The sequence below is a fragment of the Caulobacter sp. LARHSG274 genome (assembly GCF_052871235.1).
Map to the genome: position 1 here is coordinate 1 of NZ_JBIXJO010000022.1, position 13,642 is coordinate 13,642.

The 13,642-nt window shown below is 70.7% G+C and carries 15 protein-coding genes; 7 read left to right on the top strand and 8 right to left on the bottom strand.

The features are described from left to right. Nucleotides 1-131 precede the first annotated feature (131 nt). Both ACIPQB_RS22955 and ACIPQB_RS22960 read left to right on the top strand, forming a co-directional pair. On the top strand, nucleotides 132-1,052 hold the full coding sequence (locus tag ACIPQB_RS22955; protein WP_446487567.1) for a glutaminase: 921 nt from the start codon (nucleotides 132-134) through the stop codon (nucleotides 1,050-1,052). Nucleotides 1,053-1,135: 83 nt separating this feature from the next. Further along, nucleotides 1,136-1,534 (top strand): DUF3597 domain-containing protein, encoded by a 399-nt coding sequence (locus tag ACIPQB_RS22960; protein WP_446487568.1) that lies wholly within the window; start codon nucleotides 1,136-1,138, stop codon nucleotides 1,532-1,534. 277 nt (nucleotides 1,535-1,811) lie between these two features. Here the strand turns inward: ACIPQB_RS22960 and ACIPQB_RS22965 are convergent, their stop codons facing one another. Continuing rightward, nucleotides 1,812-2,678, bottom strand: a complete 867-nt coding sequence (locus ACIPQB_RS22965) for an NAD(P)H-binding protein (RefSeq protein WP_446487569.1) — start codon at nucleotides 2,676-2,678, stop codon at nucleotides 1,812-1,814. A 73-nt stretch (nucleotides 2,679-2,751) separates the two neighbouring features. Here ACIPQB_RS22965 and ACIPQB_RS22970 point away from each other — a divergent pair, with 73 nt between their 5' ends. Both ACIPQB_RS22970 and ACIPQB_RS22975 read left to right on the top strand, forming a co-directional pair. Further along, nucleotides 2,752-3,153 (top strand): winged helix-turn-helix transcriptional regulator, encoded by a 402-nt coding sequence (locus ACIPQB_RS22970; protein ID WP_446487570.1) that lies wholly within the window; start codon nucleotides 2,752-2,754, stop codon nucleotides 3,151-3,153. A 66-nt stretch (nucleotides 3,154-3,219) separates the two neighbouring features. After that, on the top strand, nucleotides 3,220-3,582 hold the full coding sequence (locus ACIPQB_RS22975) for a TonB family protein (protein ID WP_446487571.1): 363 nt from the start codon (nucleotides 3,220-3,222) through the stop codon (nucleotides 3,580-3,582). A 45-nt stretch (nucleotides 3,583-3,627) separates the two neighbouring features. On the opposite strand, the gene ACIPQB_RS22980 is transcribed toward ACIPQB_RS22975, so the two are convergent. Further along, the gene (locus ACIPQB_RS22980; protein WP_446487572.1) at nucleotides 3,628-4,554 is read right to left on the bottom strand and encodes an amidohydrolase family protein; all 927 of its coding nucleotides are present in this window, start codon (nucleotides 4,552-4,554) and stop codon (nucleotides 3,628-3,630) included. A 182-nt stretch (nucleotides 4,555-4,736) separates the two neighbouring features. On the opposite strand from ACIPQB_RS22980, the gene purD reads away from it, so the two are divergent. After that, nucleotides 4,737-6,020: a phosphoribosylamine--glycine ligase gene (gene purD / locus ACIPQB_RS22985; protein ID WP_446487573.1), complete on the top strand. Its 1,284-nt coding sequence runs from the start codon at nucleotides 4,737-4,739 to the stop codon at nucleotides 6,018-6,020. Nucleotides 6,021-6,226: 206 nt separating this feature from the next. Beyond that, nucleotides 6,227-7,306, top strand: coding sequence for a phosphotransferase (locus ACIPQB_RS22990; RefSeq protein WP_446487574.1), 1,080 nt, complete (start codon nucleotides 6,227-6,229; stop codon nucleotides 7,304-7,306). Between the two features lie 4 nt (nucleotides 7,307-7,310). Here the strand turns inward: ACIPQB_RS22990 and lpxK are convergent, their stop codons facing one another. The 6 genes from lpxK to ACIPQB_RS23020 all read right to left on the bottom strand — a co-directional run bounded on the left by lpxK (nucleotide 7,311) and on the right by ACIPQB_RS23020 (nucleotide 12,385). Next, the gene (lpxK, locus tag ACIPQB_RS22995) at nucleotides 7,311-8,318 is read right to left on the bottom strand and encodes a tetraacyldisaccharide 4'-kinase (RefSeq protein WP_446487575.1); all 1,008 of its coding nucleotides are present in this window, start codon (nucleotides 8,316-8,318) and stop codon (nucleotides 7,311-7,313) included. Beyond that, entirely contained in the window at nucleotides 8,315-9,568 is a 1,254-nt protein-coding gene (locus tag ACIPQB_RS23000; RefSeq protein WP_446487576.1) for a 3-deoxy-D-manno-octulosonic acid transferase, read from the bottom strand. The genes lpxK and ACIPQB_RS23000 overlap by 4 nt, the downstream gene beginning before the upstream one ends. Next, complete coding sequence (locus tag ACIPQB_RS23005) at nucleotides 9,565-10,593, bottom strand: cation diffusion facilitator family transporter (RefSeq protein WP_446487577.1); 1,029 nt, start codon at nucleotides 10,591-10,593, stop codon at nucleotides 9,565-9,567. The genes ACIPQB_RS23000 and ACIPQB_RS23005 overlap by 4 nt, the downstream gene beginning before the upstream one ends. A gap of 103 nt (nucleotides 10,594-10,696) precedes the next feature. Next, nucleotides 10,697-11,485, bottom strand: coding sequence for a GIN domain-containing protein (locus tag ACIPQB_RS23010; RefSeq protein WP_446487578.1), 789 nt, complete (start codon nucleotides 11,483-11,485; stop codon nucleotides 10,697-10,699). A gap of 10 nt (nucleotides 11,486-11,495) precedes the next feature. Further along, complete coding sequence (locus ACIPQB_RS23015; RefSeq protein WP_446487579.1) at nucleotides 11,496-12,062, bottom strand: DUF1700 domain-containing protein; 567 nt, start codon at nucleotides 12,060-12,062, stop codon at nucleotides 11,496-11,498. Then, complete coding sequence (locus ACIPQB_RS23020) at nucleotides 12,059-12,385, bottom strand: PadR family transcriptional regulator (RefSeq protein WP_446487580.1); 327 nt, start codon at nucleotides 12,383-12,385, stop codon at nucleotides 12,059-12,061. The genes ACIPQB_RS23015 and ACIPQB_RS23020 overlap by 4 nt, the downstream gene beginning before the upstream one ends. Nucleotides 12,386-12,726: 341 nt before the next feature. Between ACIPQB_RS23020 and coxB the strand changes: the two genes are divergently transcribed. Next, the gene (coxB, locus tag ACIPQB_RS23025) at nucleotides 12,727-13,635 is read left to right on the top strand and encodes a cytochrome c oxidase subunit II (protein ID WP_446487581.1); all 909 of its coding nucleotides are present in this window, start codon (nucleotides 12,727-12,729) and stop codon (nucleotides 13,633-13,635) included. The last annotated feature ends 7 nt before the right edge of the window (nucleotides 13,636-13,642 follow it).

Sequence of the window (13,642 nt, forward strand, 5' to 3'; positions counted from 1 at the left end):
GCTCCGCCTCTTCCAACTCCACCGCCGGCAACTCCCGACCCACCATCCCGCAGCCTCCCTAAAACCAAGAGAGTCTGTCACGACTGAGTCGATACCGAGTCCGCGAACTTCTGAGTCAGGACACTAGGGCCATGGACGACTTCTCGATCGCCGATGTCCTTGCCGAGGTGGCCGTGATGGTCAAACCGCACTTCGGCAAGGGCCGACTGGCCGACTACATCCCGCAGCTGGCCAGCGTGCCGCCGGGCAAGTTCGGCATGGCGGTGCGCACCGTCGAGGGCGAGGAGGCGGTGATCGGCGACGCCGACGAGGGCTTCTCGGTCCAGAGCATCACCAAGATCTTTTCGCTCGGCCTGGCGCTGAACCGCTTCGGCGACGAGGTCTGGACCCGGGTCGGCAAGGAGCCGTCGGGCACGCCGTTCAACCATCTCTCCCAACTCGAGGCGGAAGGCGGCACGCCGCGCAATCCGTTCATCAACGCCGGGGCCATGGCGATCACTGACCTGCTGCTGGACTCGGTGCGCGACCCGGCCGCCCTGGTGCGCGGTTTCGCCAGCTTCCTCACCGGCGAGGCGGTGGAGATCGACGAGGCGGTGGCCGCCTCCGAACTGGCCAACGCCTGGCAGAACCGGGCCATCGCTCACCTGATGCGCGGCCAAGGCACGATCAACCACGACCCCGAGGCGGTGGTCGCCGCCTATTGCCGCCAGTGCGCCCTGACCATGAGCTGCCGCCAACTGGCCCGGGCCATGCTGCCCCTGGCGGCCGGCGGCTTCTCGCCCCTGGTCGAGGAGACGATCTTTCCCGAGCGCCTGACCCGGCGGCTCAACGCCCTGCTGCTGACCTGCGGCATCTATGACAGCGTCGGCAGCTTCGCCTATCGCGTCGGCCTGCCGGCCAAGAGCGGGGTCGGCGGCGGCATCGTCGCCGTGGTCCCCGGCAAGGCGACCATCGCCGTCTGGTCGCCGGAGCTCGACCGCTTCGGCACCTCGGTGGTCGGAACGGTCGCCCTGGAGCGGTTCAGCCAGCTGACCAACTGCTCGGTGCTGTAAAACCTTCATGCAACCCTGAAGCTTGGGCTGGCGTTAGCGCTCAACCGGCCTGAGTCTGGGCCGGGCACCAGAGGGAGCGCGACGTGGGTATCTTCAGCAGCATCATGGGCAAGATCTTCGGCCACAAGCCTGCGGCCGCGCCCGCCGCGCCGGCGCCCCAGGTCATGCCGCCGCCGGGCCAGCCGCCCGCCGCGGTCGCCGTCGCTCCGGCCCCGCCGCCCCAGGTGGTCGACGTCGCCGTCGTGCTCGACGACCTCGCCGCCAAGGCCGGCCAGAAACTGGACTGGCGGCATTCGATCGTCGACCTGATGAAGCTGGTCGGCATGGAAAGCAGCCTGGCCGAGCGCAAGGAACTGGCCGACGAGCTGGGCTACACCGGCGACAAGTCGGACTCGGCCAGCATGAACATCTGGCTGCACAAGCAGGTCATCCGCAAGCTGTCGGAGAACGGCGGCAAGGTCCCGGCCGAGCTGGCGGACTAGGCTTCCGGCGAGGAAGGCTTGCGCCAGATCAAGGCCGCCGGCGCGCCGTCGGACCAAGCTTCGCCGTTCTCGCAACGGAGTCGCCCGATGACGCCCTTCCTCGCCCTCGTCCTTTCCGCCTTCGCCGCATTTGGCGTGGCCCTCGCCTATGGCCAGGTCTCGACCCTGCTGGCCGAGCGGGCCAAGGCCCGGACGGGGGAGTGAGGTTTCAGGCCAAGGCCCCTTGAGCGCGGGTCAAGGGTCTTCGGCCTCCGTTCAGGATCGAAGCGCCGCCCGCTCATGCCGCCGCCCGCGCCCAGGCGCCCGCCGCTTCGCGCGTATAGTCAGCGAAGGCGATGGCCGGGCGGCCGGTGACGCGCGCGACGACGTCGGTGACGACCGCCGCCTCGCCAGCCTCGATCCCCGCCTGGTCGCGCAGGACCATGGCCAGGTAGTCTTCCGGCACCCCCGCCTGTTTCAGGATGTTCCCGAACGCCGCGCCCGGCAGCGATGCATGGGTGATGGTGCGGCCGGCGGCCTGGCCGATCAGGGCCGCGGCGGCGTCGAAGCCCAGAGCCTGCGGCCCGGTGACGGCGTAGGCGGCCCCGGCGTGGCCCGGCGCGGTCAGGGCGAGGGCGGCTACGGCGGCGATGTCGCCGGCGTCGACATGGGCCACCGCCCCGTCGCCGGCGGCCGTGACGACCTTGTCGGCCTGCAGGATGCCCGGCAGCAGGAAGCCTTCGGAGAAGTTCTGGTTGAAGCCGGTCGGCCGCAGGATCGTCCAGTCCAGGCCCGACTCCGTCACCTGGCGTTCGAGCCGCCGTCGGCCCGAGCCCTCCGGCTCGCCGACGAAGGTCGCGCCCAGCGACGACAGCAGCACCACCGCGCCGACGCCGGCCCGCCGCGCCTCGTCCAGCAGCGCGCCGGTCGCCGTCGTCGGGTCCCCGACGAAGGCGGGCGGAACCAGATAGACCGCGTCGGCGCCGCGCAGGGCCGCGGCGAAGGTCTCGGGCCGGCCCCAGTCGAAGGGCGTCAGGCCCTCGGCCGCCCGGCGGCCGGCGGCGCGCACCGTGGCGCCGCGCGCCTGCAGGTCGGGAACCAGCCGCCGGCCGGTCTTGCCGGTGGCGCCGATGACCAGAACCGTCGGTGTCTTCGGGCTTCGCATGATCAGATCCTCTCCCTATGCTGGACCGGAAGATCAGGTCGGAAGCCAAGCCCATCAACGCACCGCGAGGTATGTGACGTGCCGATCAGCCGCGAGCGCGCGACCCCGGCGGCCTCGACCGAAAACGGCCTTCCCCGAGGCGGCCGCCACCTGCCCGGTCGAGCGGGCGATCTGGATCATCGGCGGGCGGTGGAAGCTGCTGGTCATCCGGGCGCTGATGCTCGGCGGCCCCCAGCGCTACAACGACATCCTGCGGGCCATCCCCCAGCTCAGCGCTAAAGAGCTGACGCGGAACCTGCGCGAGCTGGAGACCGCGGGCCTGGTCGTCCGTCAGGCCGCCGACCCGCCCGACCGCCCGACCTATGGCCTCACCGACCTCGGCGCCGGCCTGCACCCGGCCTTCAAGCTGCTGGGCGAGTTCGGCCAGCAGCTGGCGCGGCCGCGGGCGGTGGCGGCGGAAGGGGAGGGTGGTTGAATTTACCGCTGGACCGAGGGTCGATCTTGCTTTGATGGTTCAGTTGTTTCGGTCTGGGGCTAGGTCATGTTGGTTCTTCTGAGCGCCGCCCTGGCCTTGGGCGCGGCGCAGTCGGCTTCGGTCGATCCGCCGATCACGAAGCCTTCCTGGGCGCGAACGCCAACCGCGGATCAAGTTTCGTACTTCTATCCCCAAGCCGCGATCCGTGCGCACGTCCAGGTGGGCATGGGAACCATTGCGTGCGACGTGGACGCCAAGGCGCGGATGGAAAATTGCTCGATTTCTCGGGAAGATCCTCCGGAGCTTGGGTTCGGCGAAGCAGCCTTGAAGGTCGCCAAATATTTCAAGATGGAACCCAAGGACTCCGCAGGCCGGCCGGTGGCTGGCGGCAAGGTCATCATTCCCATCGTCTTTCGGCCTAGTCGCTGATCGCGACGCTCGCACTGTGTTTGAGGGAAAGGCTTCCCTTGAGGCTCATCCGGGACCCGCGCACGCCGGGAGGTCGGTCCAGCCGAACAGGCGCACGGCGTTGTTGAAGAAGATGTCGCGTCGCTGCTCCGCCGACAGATACGGCGCGGCGCGAAATCTGGCGATGGCCTGGGCCGTGGCGTCCGGCCAGACCATCTGGTCCGAGCCGAACAGGATCCGCTTGCCGAAGCCGTAGGTCATCAAGGTCTGCAGATAGTGGTCGAAGCCCGGCGCCGGTTCGGCCCAGTCGACGGCGCCCAGATCGACATAGACCTGCGGATAGGCGTGCATCAGCGCGAGGGTGTCGTCCAGGAACGGCCAGCCGGCGTGCATGATGATCAGCTTCATCTTCGGGTGACGGACCAGCACTTCCTCGAAGGCGGCCGGATCGCCGAACCGTTCGCGATGCAGCGGCGAGCCCATATAGACGATGCCCGCCGGTCCGGCGCCCGAGTGCACGGCGATCGGGACCTGGAGTTCCTCGGCCAGCGTCCACAGGGGTTCAAGCCGCGGGTCGTCGTGCCGAACGCCTTCATATTGATATTCGACCTCGCCGATCATGGTCAGCTTGCCGGCGGCGCGCCTTGCCCGGATCTCGGCGAGCATCTCCGGCGTCGGAACGGCGTCGATCTCGAACCCGCCGCGCAGGCGATCGGGGTCCAGCGCGATCATCCGATCGTCGGTGGCGCGGCTGTGGCCGCCGACGACGCCGCGTACGACGCCCGCCGCCCGCAAGGCCGCGACGGTCGCGCTCGCGTGCTGGCTTCCGTTCTCGACGATCATCGGGCCGCCAGAGCCGGGATTGGGGATCTGCAGCGTGAAGCGGCGATCGTGCTCGTAGCTGTGGAGATGGACGTCGATGATCGGCTCGGCCACGCCGGAACATGTCGACACGGCGGCGCTCGCCGCCATCGCCAGTAGAAACGCCCCCATCCTCACCTCCATGCCGCCAGGCAAGCTGCCCTAACCCATCTCGGGTGTCGATGGCGGACGCCTGGCGGCGAAGACATTGAGGCGATCGGCGTCGATCCAGGCGCCGTCCGGATCTTCATCCCGACCAGACGATCAGCATTGAGCGTTGACCCCGCGCCGTCGCCGCGCGACATCCCAGCCCCATGGAAAAGCTCACCATCCTCCTCGTCGGCTCCGGCGGCCGTGAACACGCCCTGGCCTGGAAGCTGGCCCAGTCGCCGCTGTGCGGCCGGCTGGTGGCCGCGCCGGGCAATCCGGGGATCGAAGCCGTCGCGCAACTGCGCGACATCAAGGCTGTCGACGTCGACGGCCTGGTCGCCCTGGCGCAGGAGATCGCCGCCGACCTGGTGGTGGTGGGCCCCGAATCGGCGCTGGAGGCCGGGCTGGCCGACCGGCTGGGCGCCCTGGGCATCCCCTGTTTCGGCGGCAGCGCCGAGGCGGCGCGGCTGGAGACCAGCAAGGCCTTCACCAAGGACTTCTGCGCCCGCCACGGCCTGCCGACCGCGGCCTATGGCGTGTTCACCGACGCCGTCGCGGCGGGGGCCTTCCTCGATGCGCTCGAGGCGCCGTTCGTGATCAAGGCCGACGGCCTGGCGGCCGGCAAGGGGGTGGTGATCGCCGCCGATCGGGCAGAGGCCGACGCCGCCGTGCTCGACATGCTGGGCGGCCGGTTCGGCGCGGCCGGGGCGCGGGTGGTGATCGAGGAGTTCATGCACGGCGAGGAGGCCTCGCTGTTCGCGATCTGCGACGGCCACACGGCGATGCTGTTCGGCGCGGCCCAGGACCACAAGCGGGCCTATGACGGCGACCAGGGCCCCAATACCGGCGGCATGGGCACCTATTCGCCGCCGCCGGTCCTGACCCCGGCCCTGGTCGACCAGGCCTGGCGCGAACTGATCGAACCCACCGTCCGGGGCATGGCCGCCGAGGGCTGCCCCTATGTCGGCGTGCTCTATGCCGGGCTGATGCTGACGCCGCAGGGCCCCAAGCTGGTCGAGTACAACGCCCGCTTCGGCGACCCCGAATGCCAGACCCTGATGCTGCGGCTGGAGAGCGATCTCGTCCCGCTGCTGCTGGCCGCCGCCCGGGGCGAGCTGGCCGCGGCGCCGCCGCCGGTCTGGCGCGAGGAGGCGGCGATCTGCGTGGTGCTGGCGGCCGAGGGCTATCCCGACGCCCCGGTGACCGGCGGCCTGATCCAGGGCGCCGACAGCGAGTTCGGCGGCGAGGCGGTGATCTTCCACGCCGGCACGACCCGCGACGCCGACGGCCGGCTGGTGGCGTCCGGCGGCCGGGTGCTCAATGTCTGCGCCCTCGGCGCGACCCTGCACGAGGCCCGCGACGTCGCCTATGCGGCCCTGGGCACGGTGTCGCTGGAGGGCGGCTTCTACCGCACCGACATCGGCTGGCGGGCGTTACAGCACTATTAGAAATTCCCTTCCCCCTTGATGGGGGAAGGTGGCCTGCGAAGCAGGTCGGATGGGGATGAACGCGAAGCATTCATCTCGCCGCCAGCTCAGCAGTCACCCCCATCCCGACCCTTCCCCCATCCGCCAACGGGAAGGGGGTATTTGGCGTTGCACCCGCCGCCCCACCCTCTAAACTCCCGTTCAAACAAGTGTTGGGGAGAAGCGCCATGGCCGTGGCCGAGCCGTCCGTGCAGGATCTCAATTCCGGCACCAAGCCCGTCGACCCGCGCCACGCCATCGACGAGGTCAAACTGGCGGCCTGGCTGGCGGCCCATGTCGAGGGCTATGCCGGCCCGCTGGAGGTGCGCCAGTTCAAGGGCGGCCAGTCCAACCCGACCTATCAGCTGGTCACGCCGACAAAGAAATACGTCCTGCGCCGCAAGCCGCCGGGCAAGCTGCTGCCCAGCGCCCATGCCGTCGACCGCGAATTCAGGGTGATCTCGGGCCTGGGCCAGGCGCAGTTCCCGGTCGCCAGGGCCTACGCCCTGTGCCTGGACGAGGCGGTGATCGGCACGATCTTCTATGTCATGGACCATGTCGAGGGCCGGATCCTGTGGGACGGGACCCTGCCCGGCTACGCCCCGGCCGAGCGCCGGGCGATCTATGAAGCCGAGATCGACACCCTGGCGGCCCTGCACAGGGTCGACTACGCGGCGGTGGGCCTGGCCGACTACGGCAAGCCCGGCAACTATTTCACCCGCCAGATCGACCGCTGGACCCGGCAGTACCGGGCCAGCGAGACGCGGACGATCGAGGCCATGGACCGGCTGATCGCCTGGCTGCCGGCCAGCGCCCCGGCCGACGACCAGACCTCGATCGTCCACGGCGACTACCGGCTCGACAACATGATCCTGCACCCCACCGAGCCGCGGGTGCTGGCGGTGCTGGACTGGGAGCTGTCGACCCTGGGCAATCCGCTGGCTGACTTCAGCTATTTCCTGATGAACTGGGTGATGCCGGCCGACCAGCGCGGCGGCCTGGCCGAGATCGCCGACCTGACCGCCTATGGCGTGCCGACGATCGACGAGGCGGTGGCGCGCTATTGCGCCCTGACCGGCCGCGAAGGCCTGCCGAACCTCGACTGGTATTTCAGCTACAACCTGTTCCGCCTGGCCGGCATCTGCCAGGGCATCGTCGGCCGGGTCCGCGACGGCACCGCCGCCAGCGCCCACGCCGAACAGATGGAGGCCCGGGTGCCGCTGCTGGCCGTCAGCGCCTGGGACTTCGCCAGGCGGGCCGGGGCTTAGGCCGCTACAGCCCCGCCTCCGCCAGCAGCCGCCCCAGCGCCGCCTCGTCCTCGAACCGGGCCCGCACCGGCCACGGCGTGACCCTGTCGCGCCATTCGGCCGGCAGCCGCACCCAGTCCTTCTCGGTGGTGACCAGGCCGGCGCTGTAGGCCTGGGCCCGCTCCCACAGGAACTTCAGGGTCGCCGCGTCATAGGTCCCATGGTCGGGATAGGGGGCGAAGTCGACCAGATGGCAGCCGGCCGCCTTCAGGGCCCGCTCGACCTTCCAGGGCTTGCCGATGCCGGCGAAGCCGACCTGGCGGCCGGGCGGCGGCCGGGCGGCGGGCTCCAGCCGGGCGATCAGCACCGGGGTGTCGCCAAACAGCGCCAGCAGCGCCGGATCGGCGGCCGGCAGGTCGGCGGGCAGCAGCACGATCACCGCATCGGTGCGGGCCAGGCTGGCGGCCAGCGGCTCGCGCATCGGCCCGGCGGGAAACACCCGGCCGTCGCCGAACGGCCATTCGTCCTCGCGGGTCTCGCCGTCGACCACCACCAGCGACAGGGTCTTGCGCAGGTCGGGGTTCTGGTGGCCGTCGTCCATCACCACCACCTCGGCTCCGGCGGCGGCGGCCCGCCGCGCCCCGGCCACCCTGTCGGCGGAGATCCACATCGGAAAGTCCTGGGCCAGCATCAGCGGCTCGTCGCCGACGTCGCGGGCGGCGTGGCGCCGCGGATCGACCTGCAACGGCCCCTTCAGCCGGCCGCCATAGCCGCGGGCCAGGCCGTGGGCCCGGCGGCCGCGCTGGGTCAGGACCAGCAGCAGCTCGCGGACGATCGGGGTTTTGCCCACGCCGCCGACCGTGAAGTTGCCGACGCAGATCACCGCCGCGTCGGCGCCGCGCGGCTGGGTCCGGGCGATGCGCCGGGCGGTCTGGGCGGCCCAGAGCCACGACAGCGGCGTCAGCAGGGCGCGGGTGACCGGGCTGGGCGCGCCCTCGCGGCGATACCACCAGCGCGGGGTGGAGAGCTTCATGCCAGCAGCTCCAGGATCCGGTCGAGGCCGGCGCGGGCCTCGGCGTCGCGGGCGGCGACGAAGGCCCGGGCGCGGGCGGCCTGGGCCTCAAGCGCCGGCGGCGCGGCCAGCAGGGCGGCCAGGCGCTCGCCCAGCACCGCGGCGTCGGCGAAGGGGACGCCGCCGGCCGCCCGCAGGTCGGCATAGGCGGTCAGCCAGTTCTCGACATGGGGACCCGAGACGATCGGGCAGTCCAGCCGGGCCGGCTCCAGTGGATTGTGGCCGCCGATTCCCGGAACCAGGCTGCCGGCCACCACGGCCAGGCCGGCCAGGCGGTACCAGAGGCCGAGCTCCCCCAGGGTGTCGGCGACGATGACCTCGGCCAGGTCGTCGGGGTCGCGGCTGCGCAGGCTGGCCGTCGCGCCGGCCGCCGAGGCCAGAGCGGCGACGGCGGGGCCGCGGTCGGGATGGCGCGGAACGATGACCAGGCGCGGCCGATCGGCCAGGGCGGACCAGGCCGCCAGCACGATCTCGTCCTCGCCCGGATGGGTGCTGGCGGCCAGCAGCAACGGCCGGTCGCCGAGCCGGACCCGCAGGCTGGCCAGGGTCGCGGCGTCGGCCGGCAGCGGCGCCGAACCGAACTTCAGGTCGGCCTCGCCGGCCACGGTCCCGCCCAGGCTGGTCAGACGGTCGGCGGCGCGGCCGTCCTGGGCCAGGATCAGATCGAAGCCGCTGAACAGCCGCCAGGCCGCGAACGGCCGCGCCTGCCAGCCGGCATAGCTCCTGTCCGACAGCTTGGCCGAGACCAGGGCCAGCCGAACGCCGCGGTCCTTGGCGGTCAGCAGCAGGTTGGGCCACAGCTCGCTCTCGACGAACACCGCCAGGTCGGGCCGCCAGTGGTCGAGGAACCGCCGGGCCCCGCCGGGGGTGTCGACCGGCAGGAACTGGTGGATCGCGCCCGGCGGAAGGCGGCGGGCCAGCAGCCGGGCGGAGGTGACGGTGCCGGAGGTGACCAGAACCGCGACGTCCGGCCGCTCGGCCCGCAGGCGCTCGACCAGCGGCAGGATCGACAGGCTCTCGCCGACGCTGGCCCCGTGCAGCCAGACCAGCCGGCCGGCGGGGCGGGGCAGGGTGGGGCGGCCCAGGCGCTCGTGGAGCCGGGCGCCGTCCTCCTTGCCGGCCTTGGCCCGGCGGGCCAGCAGCAGCGGCGCGAACGGTTCGAGCCCGGCGGCGGCCGCGCGGTAGAGGCGCAGGGAAAGGGGAAGGCTCACACCGCGTCCGCGCCGGCCAGGTGGCAGGGGCCGACGCCGCCATGCTCGATCTGGATGGTGACGTGGCCGATGTTGAACCGGCTGGCCATGGTTCCGCAGATATCGTGCAGGAACTGGTCGTGGTCAGGGGCCTGGCCCGGTTCCGGCGCCCGGACCAAGTGGGCGGTCATGGCGGTCTCGGTGGTGCTCATCGCCCAGATGTGCAGGTCGTGGACCTCGCTGACCCCCGGCCGCTCGGCCAGCCAGGCCCGGACCGCCTTGGGGTCGATGCCGCGGGGGGCGGCGTCGAGGGCCAGGTCGAGGGAGTCGCGCAGCAGGCTCCAGGTGCCCAGCACGATCACCGCCACGATGCCGAGGCTGACCACCGGGTCCAGCCACAGCCAGCCGGTCAGGGCCATGGCCAGGGCGGCGACCACCACCCCGGCCGAGACGGCGGCGTCGCCGGCCATGTGCAGGAAGGCCCCGCGGATGTTGAGGTCGTCCTTGGAGCCGCGCATGAACATCAGGGCGGTGGCGGTGTTGATGGCAATGCCGATGGCGGCCACGACCATCACCGGCCCGGTCGAGATCGGCTGCGGGTCGGCGAAGCGGCGCACCGCCTCCCAGGCGATGGCCCCGACCGCCACCAGCAGCACCACGGCGTTGGTCAGGGAGGCCAGAATCGTGCCCTTGCGCAGGCCATAGGTGCGGCGGCCGGCCGGGGCGCGCTTGGCCAGCACCACCGCGCCCCAGGCCATGAACAGGCCCAGCACGTCCGACAGGTTATGGCCGGCGTCGGCCAGCAGGGCCAGGGAATGGGTCATCAGGCCGGCGACCGTCTCGGCCGCCACGAAGCCGATGTTCAGCGCCGCCCCGACCGCGAAGGCCTTGCCGAAGTCCTTGGGCGCATGGCTGTGGCCGCCGGGGCCGTGGTCATGGCCGTGATGGTGGTGGCCATGACCCTTGGCGTGGCCCGGCCCATGGTCGTGGTCATGATCGTCGTGGTCATGATGGTCGTGCGCGGGATCGGCGTGGTCGTGCGGCATGCGGCCTTCTTCCCACCAAGGCGGCGGCGGATCAATCGCCGTCAGGCCAGGGCGGTCGCGATTCGGGGCGGCGGCTCGCGGCCGCCTTCCTGGGCCCTCCGCCTCACCAGTTCTGGTTCACCTCGCCCGAGCCGGCGACGTCGCTGACCAGGCTGGTCGGCTTGGTGGTGACATTGACCTCGCCGCTGCCGGCCACCTCGACCTTGGCCGCGCCGTGCGGGGCGATGCGGGCCGAGCCGCTGCCGGCCACCGCGACCTCGACATCGCCGCCGTCGAGCCCGCTGAGGTCGGCCTCGCCCGAACCGGAGATTCGCAGGTCGACCTTCTGGGCCTTGCCCTGGGCGTCGGCGTCGCCGCTGCCGTTGATCTCCAGCGCCAGGGTCGGCTGGTCATAGGACCGCAGGCTCAGCTCGCCGCTGCCGTTCAGGGTGAAGCTGCGCACGGCCGGGGCGCTCGCCTGGATCGTCAGTTCGCGGTCGCGCGAAATGTGGAAGTCGTGGCCGGTCAGGCCGGCGCCGTCCTCCTTCAGCCGGATGCGGTCGCCGTCGATCACCACCCGGTCGACCAGGTACTTGGGCCCGCTGACCCGGAAGGTCGCGGCGGCGCCGGGGGCGGCCTGGGTGTAGATGACGTCGGCGGGCACGTCGATCTGCAGGGCGGCGGCCCCGGTCCAGGGGATGTCGCGGACGAGGTTCTCCCGCTCGGCGTCGCTGACCCCGACCGGATTGATGCTGACATGGTCGTCGTCGTCATTGATCTCGACGTGCCAGTCGGCGGGGAAGCTCCAGCCGTGCTTGAGGATGTCGCGTCCGCCGAGGGCCGCGGCCCCGGTGAAGCAGCCGACCGCCAGGACGAAGCTGGCGACGGCGACGATGGTCAGGTTGCGGATCATGGCGTTCCCCTCAGACCTGGGTTTCGATGGCCGGCTTCAGCAGCCGGTAGTGAAGCCGCCCGAACCAGACCAGGGCGTTGACCAGGGCGATGGTCAGCAGGGTGGTGACGGCGGCCAGGGTGGTGGCGATGGCCATCAGGCCGATGCCGGCCAGGAAGGCGACGGCGGGCCCGCCCGGCGGTCCGGCGAACGGTCCCACCGCCGTGACCACCCCGCCGGCGATGAAGACGCCGATGGCGGCCATGAAGCAGGCGAACAGCGTCCCCAGCACGCCCATCAGCAGGGGCAGCAGGAAAATGATGTCGATCGCCCCCAGGCCGAGGATGGCGAAGATCGCGCCGCTGGCGGCCGAGGGGGTCTTGGTCTCCTCCCAGCGCTTGACGCCTTGCTCGGCGCGCTGCTCACGGGCCAGGCGGTCGGGATCCCCCAGGGCGGCGGCGACGTCGGCCTCGGTGCGGCCGGCGGCCAGGCCGTCGGCGAAATGGGCCTCGTAGTCGGCGACGATGTCGGTGATCGCCGAGGCGGGCAGGCCGGCCAGGCCGCGCTTGAGGCGGGTGAGGAATTCGGCGCGCGTCATGCGGCGGCTCCCAGGATGGTGTCGACGGCCGAGACGAAGGCCGCCCATTCGGCCTTCTGGGCCGTGAAGCTGGTTCGACCGGCATCGGTCAGGCGATAATATTTGCGCGGCGGGCCGCTCTGGGACTCGACCAGATAGGTCTCGACCAGGCCGTCCGACTGCATGCGGCGCATGAGCGGGTAGATCGTCCCTTCCCCCATATCGATGTCCTTGGCGAGCTGGCTGGCGATTTCGTAGGCGTAGCTGTCGGCGCGCGACAGCAGGGCCAGCACGCAAAGCGCCAGCACGCCCTTCTTCAGCTGAATTTCGATGGCTTCCGTCACGGCGGTTCGGTTCCCGTTGCTGGAGACTCTTGTGACGCAAGGTAGTGCCTAATGCAAGGTAGCTGTCATTACATGTTAGTAATGGTCGAACGGCGACATGGCGGGCAGTTTCTGCTGGCCTTGGTGAAATGGCGCCCTGGAGCTTTGCCCCGACGCCTCTGGCGCTTGGCAACCGGGTTTGATGCGCGTATGCACGCCAGCGACCGGCCAGAGACGCTGGGGCGGGCCTTCGATTCCTCGACTCGATCGCCATGCCCTTAGAGTCGCTAGTCGTATTGTGCATGTCGGCGCGGCGTGGGTCGTTTGACGCCAAATCGCCGCCGAAACGGGCCGTGAGGGATATGAAGGCGCAAATTCAGGGGATGCGGCGGATGTTGGCGGGCGTAGCCGCCGTCGCCGCCATGACGACGTTGCTTTCGGGAGCGTTCGCGGGGCAAGCCCTCGCCAAGAGCGCCGAGTTGCTGGGCCAGCCGACGCCCGGCGCGATCGATCTGCAGCAGGCGGCCTCGCCGCTGAAGCACCACGCGATCTGGTTCCACAACCTCGTCCTGATGCCGATCATCACGGCCATCACCCTGCTGGTGCTGGGCCTGATCGTCTGGATCGTCATCCGCTACAACGCCAAGGCCAATCCGGTCCCGGCCAAGTTCAGCCACAACACCACGGTCGAGATCATCTGGACCATCGTGCCGGTGATCATCCTGATGGTGATCGCCATCTTCTCGTTCCGGCTGCTGTTCGACTACAACGACATGCCCAAGCCGTACATGACGGTGAAGGCCACCGGCTACCAGTGGTACTGGGGCTATGAATATCCCGACCAGAAGATCAGCGAGATCACCTCGGTGCCGCTGAAGAAGGAAGAGGCCGACGCCAAGGGCGTGCCCTACCTGCTGGCCGCCGACAAGCCGCTGGTGGTGCCGGTCAACCAGGTGATCCGCGTGCAGGTCACCGGCGCTGACGTGATCCACTCGTTCGCCCTGCCGGCCTTCGGCCTGAAGACCGACGCCATCCCCGGCCGCCTGAACGAAACCTGGTTCAAGGCCGAGAAGGTCGGGACCTATTACGGCCAGTGCTCGGAACTGTGCGGCGTCGACCACTCGAACATGCCCATCGAGATCAAGGTCGTCAGCCAGCCCGAGTTCGACGCCTGGGTGAAGTCCAAGACCGCCCCGGCCACCGCCGCCGCCGCGCCAGCCGCCGCTCCCGCTTCCGTTCCGGCCGCGGCTCCCGCCGCGCCGGCGGCCTAAGATACGA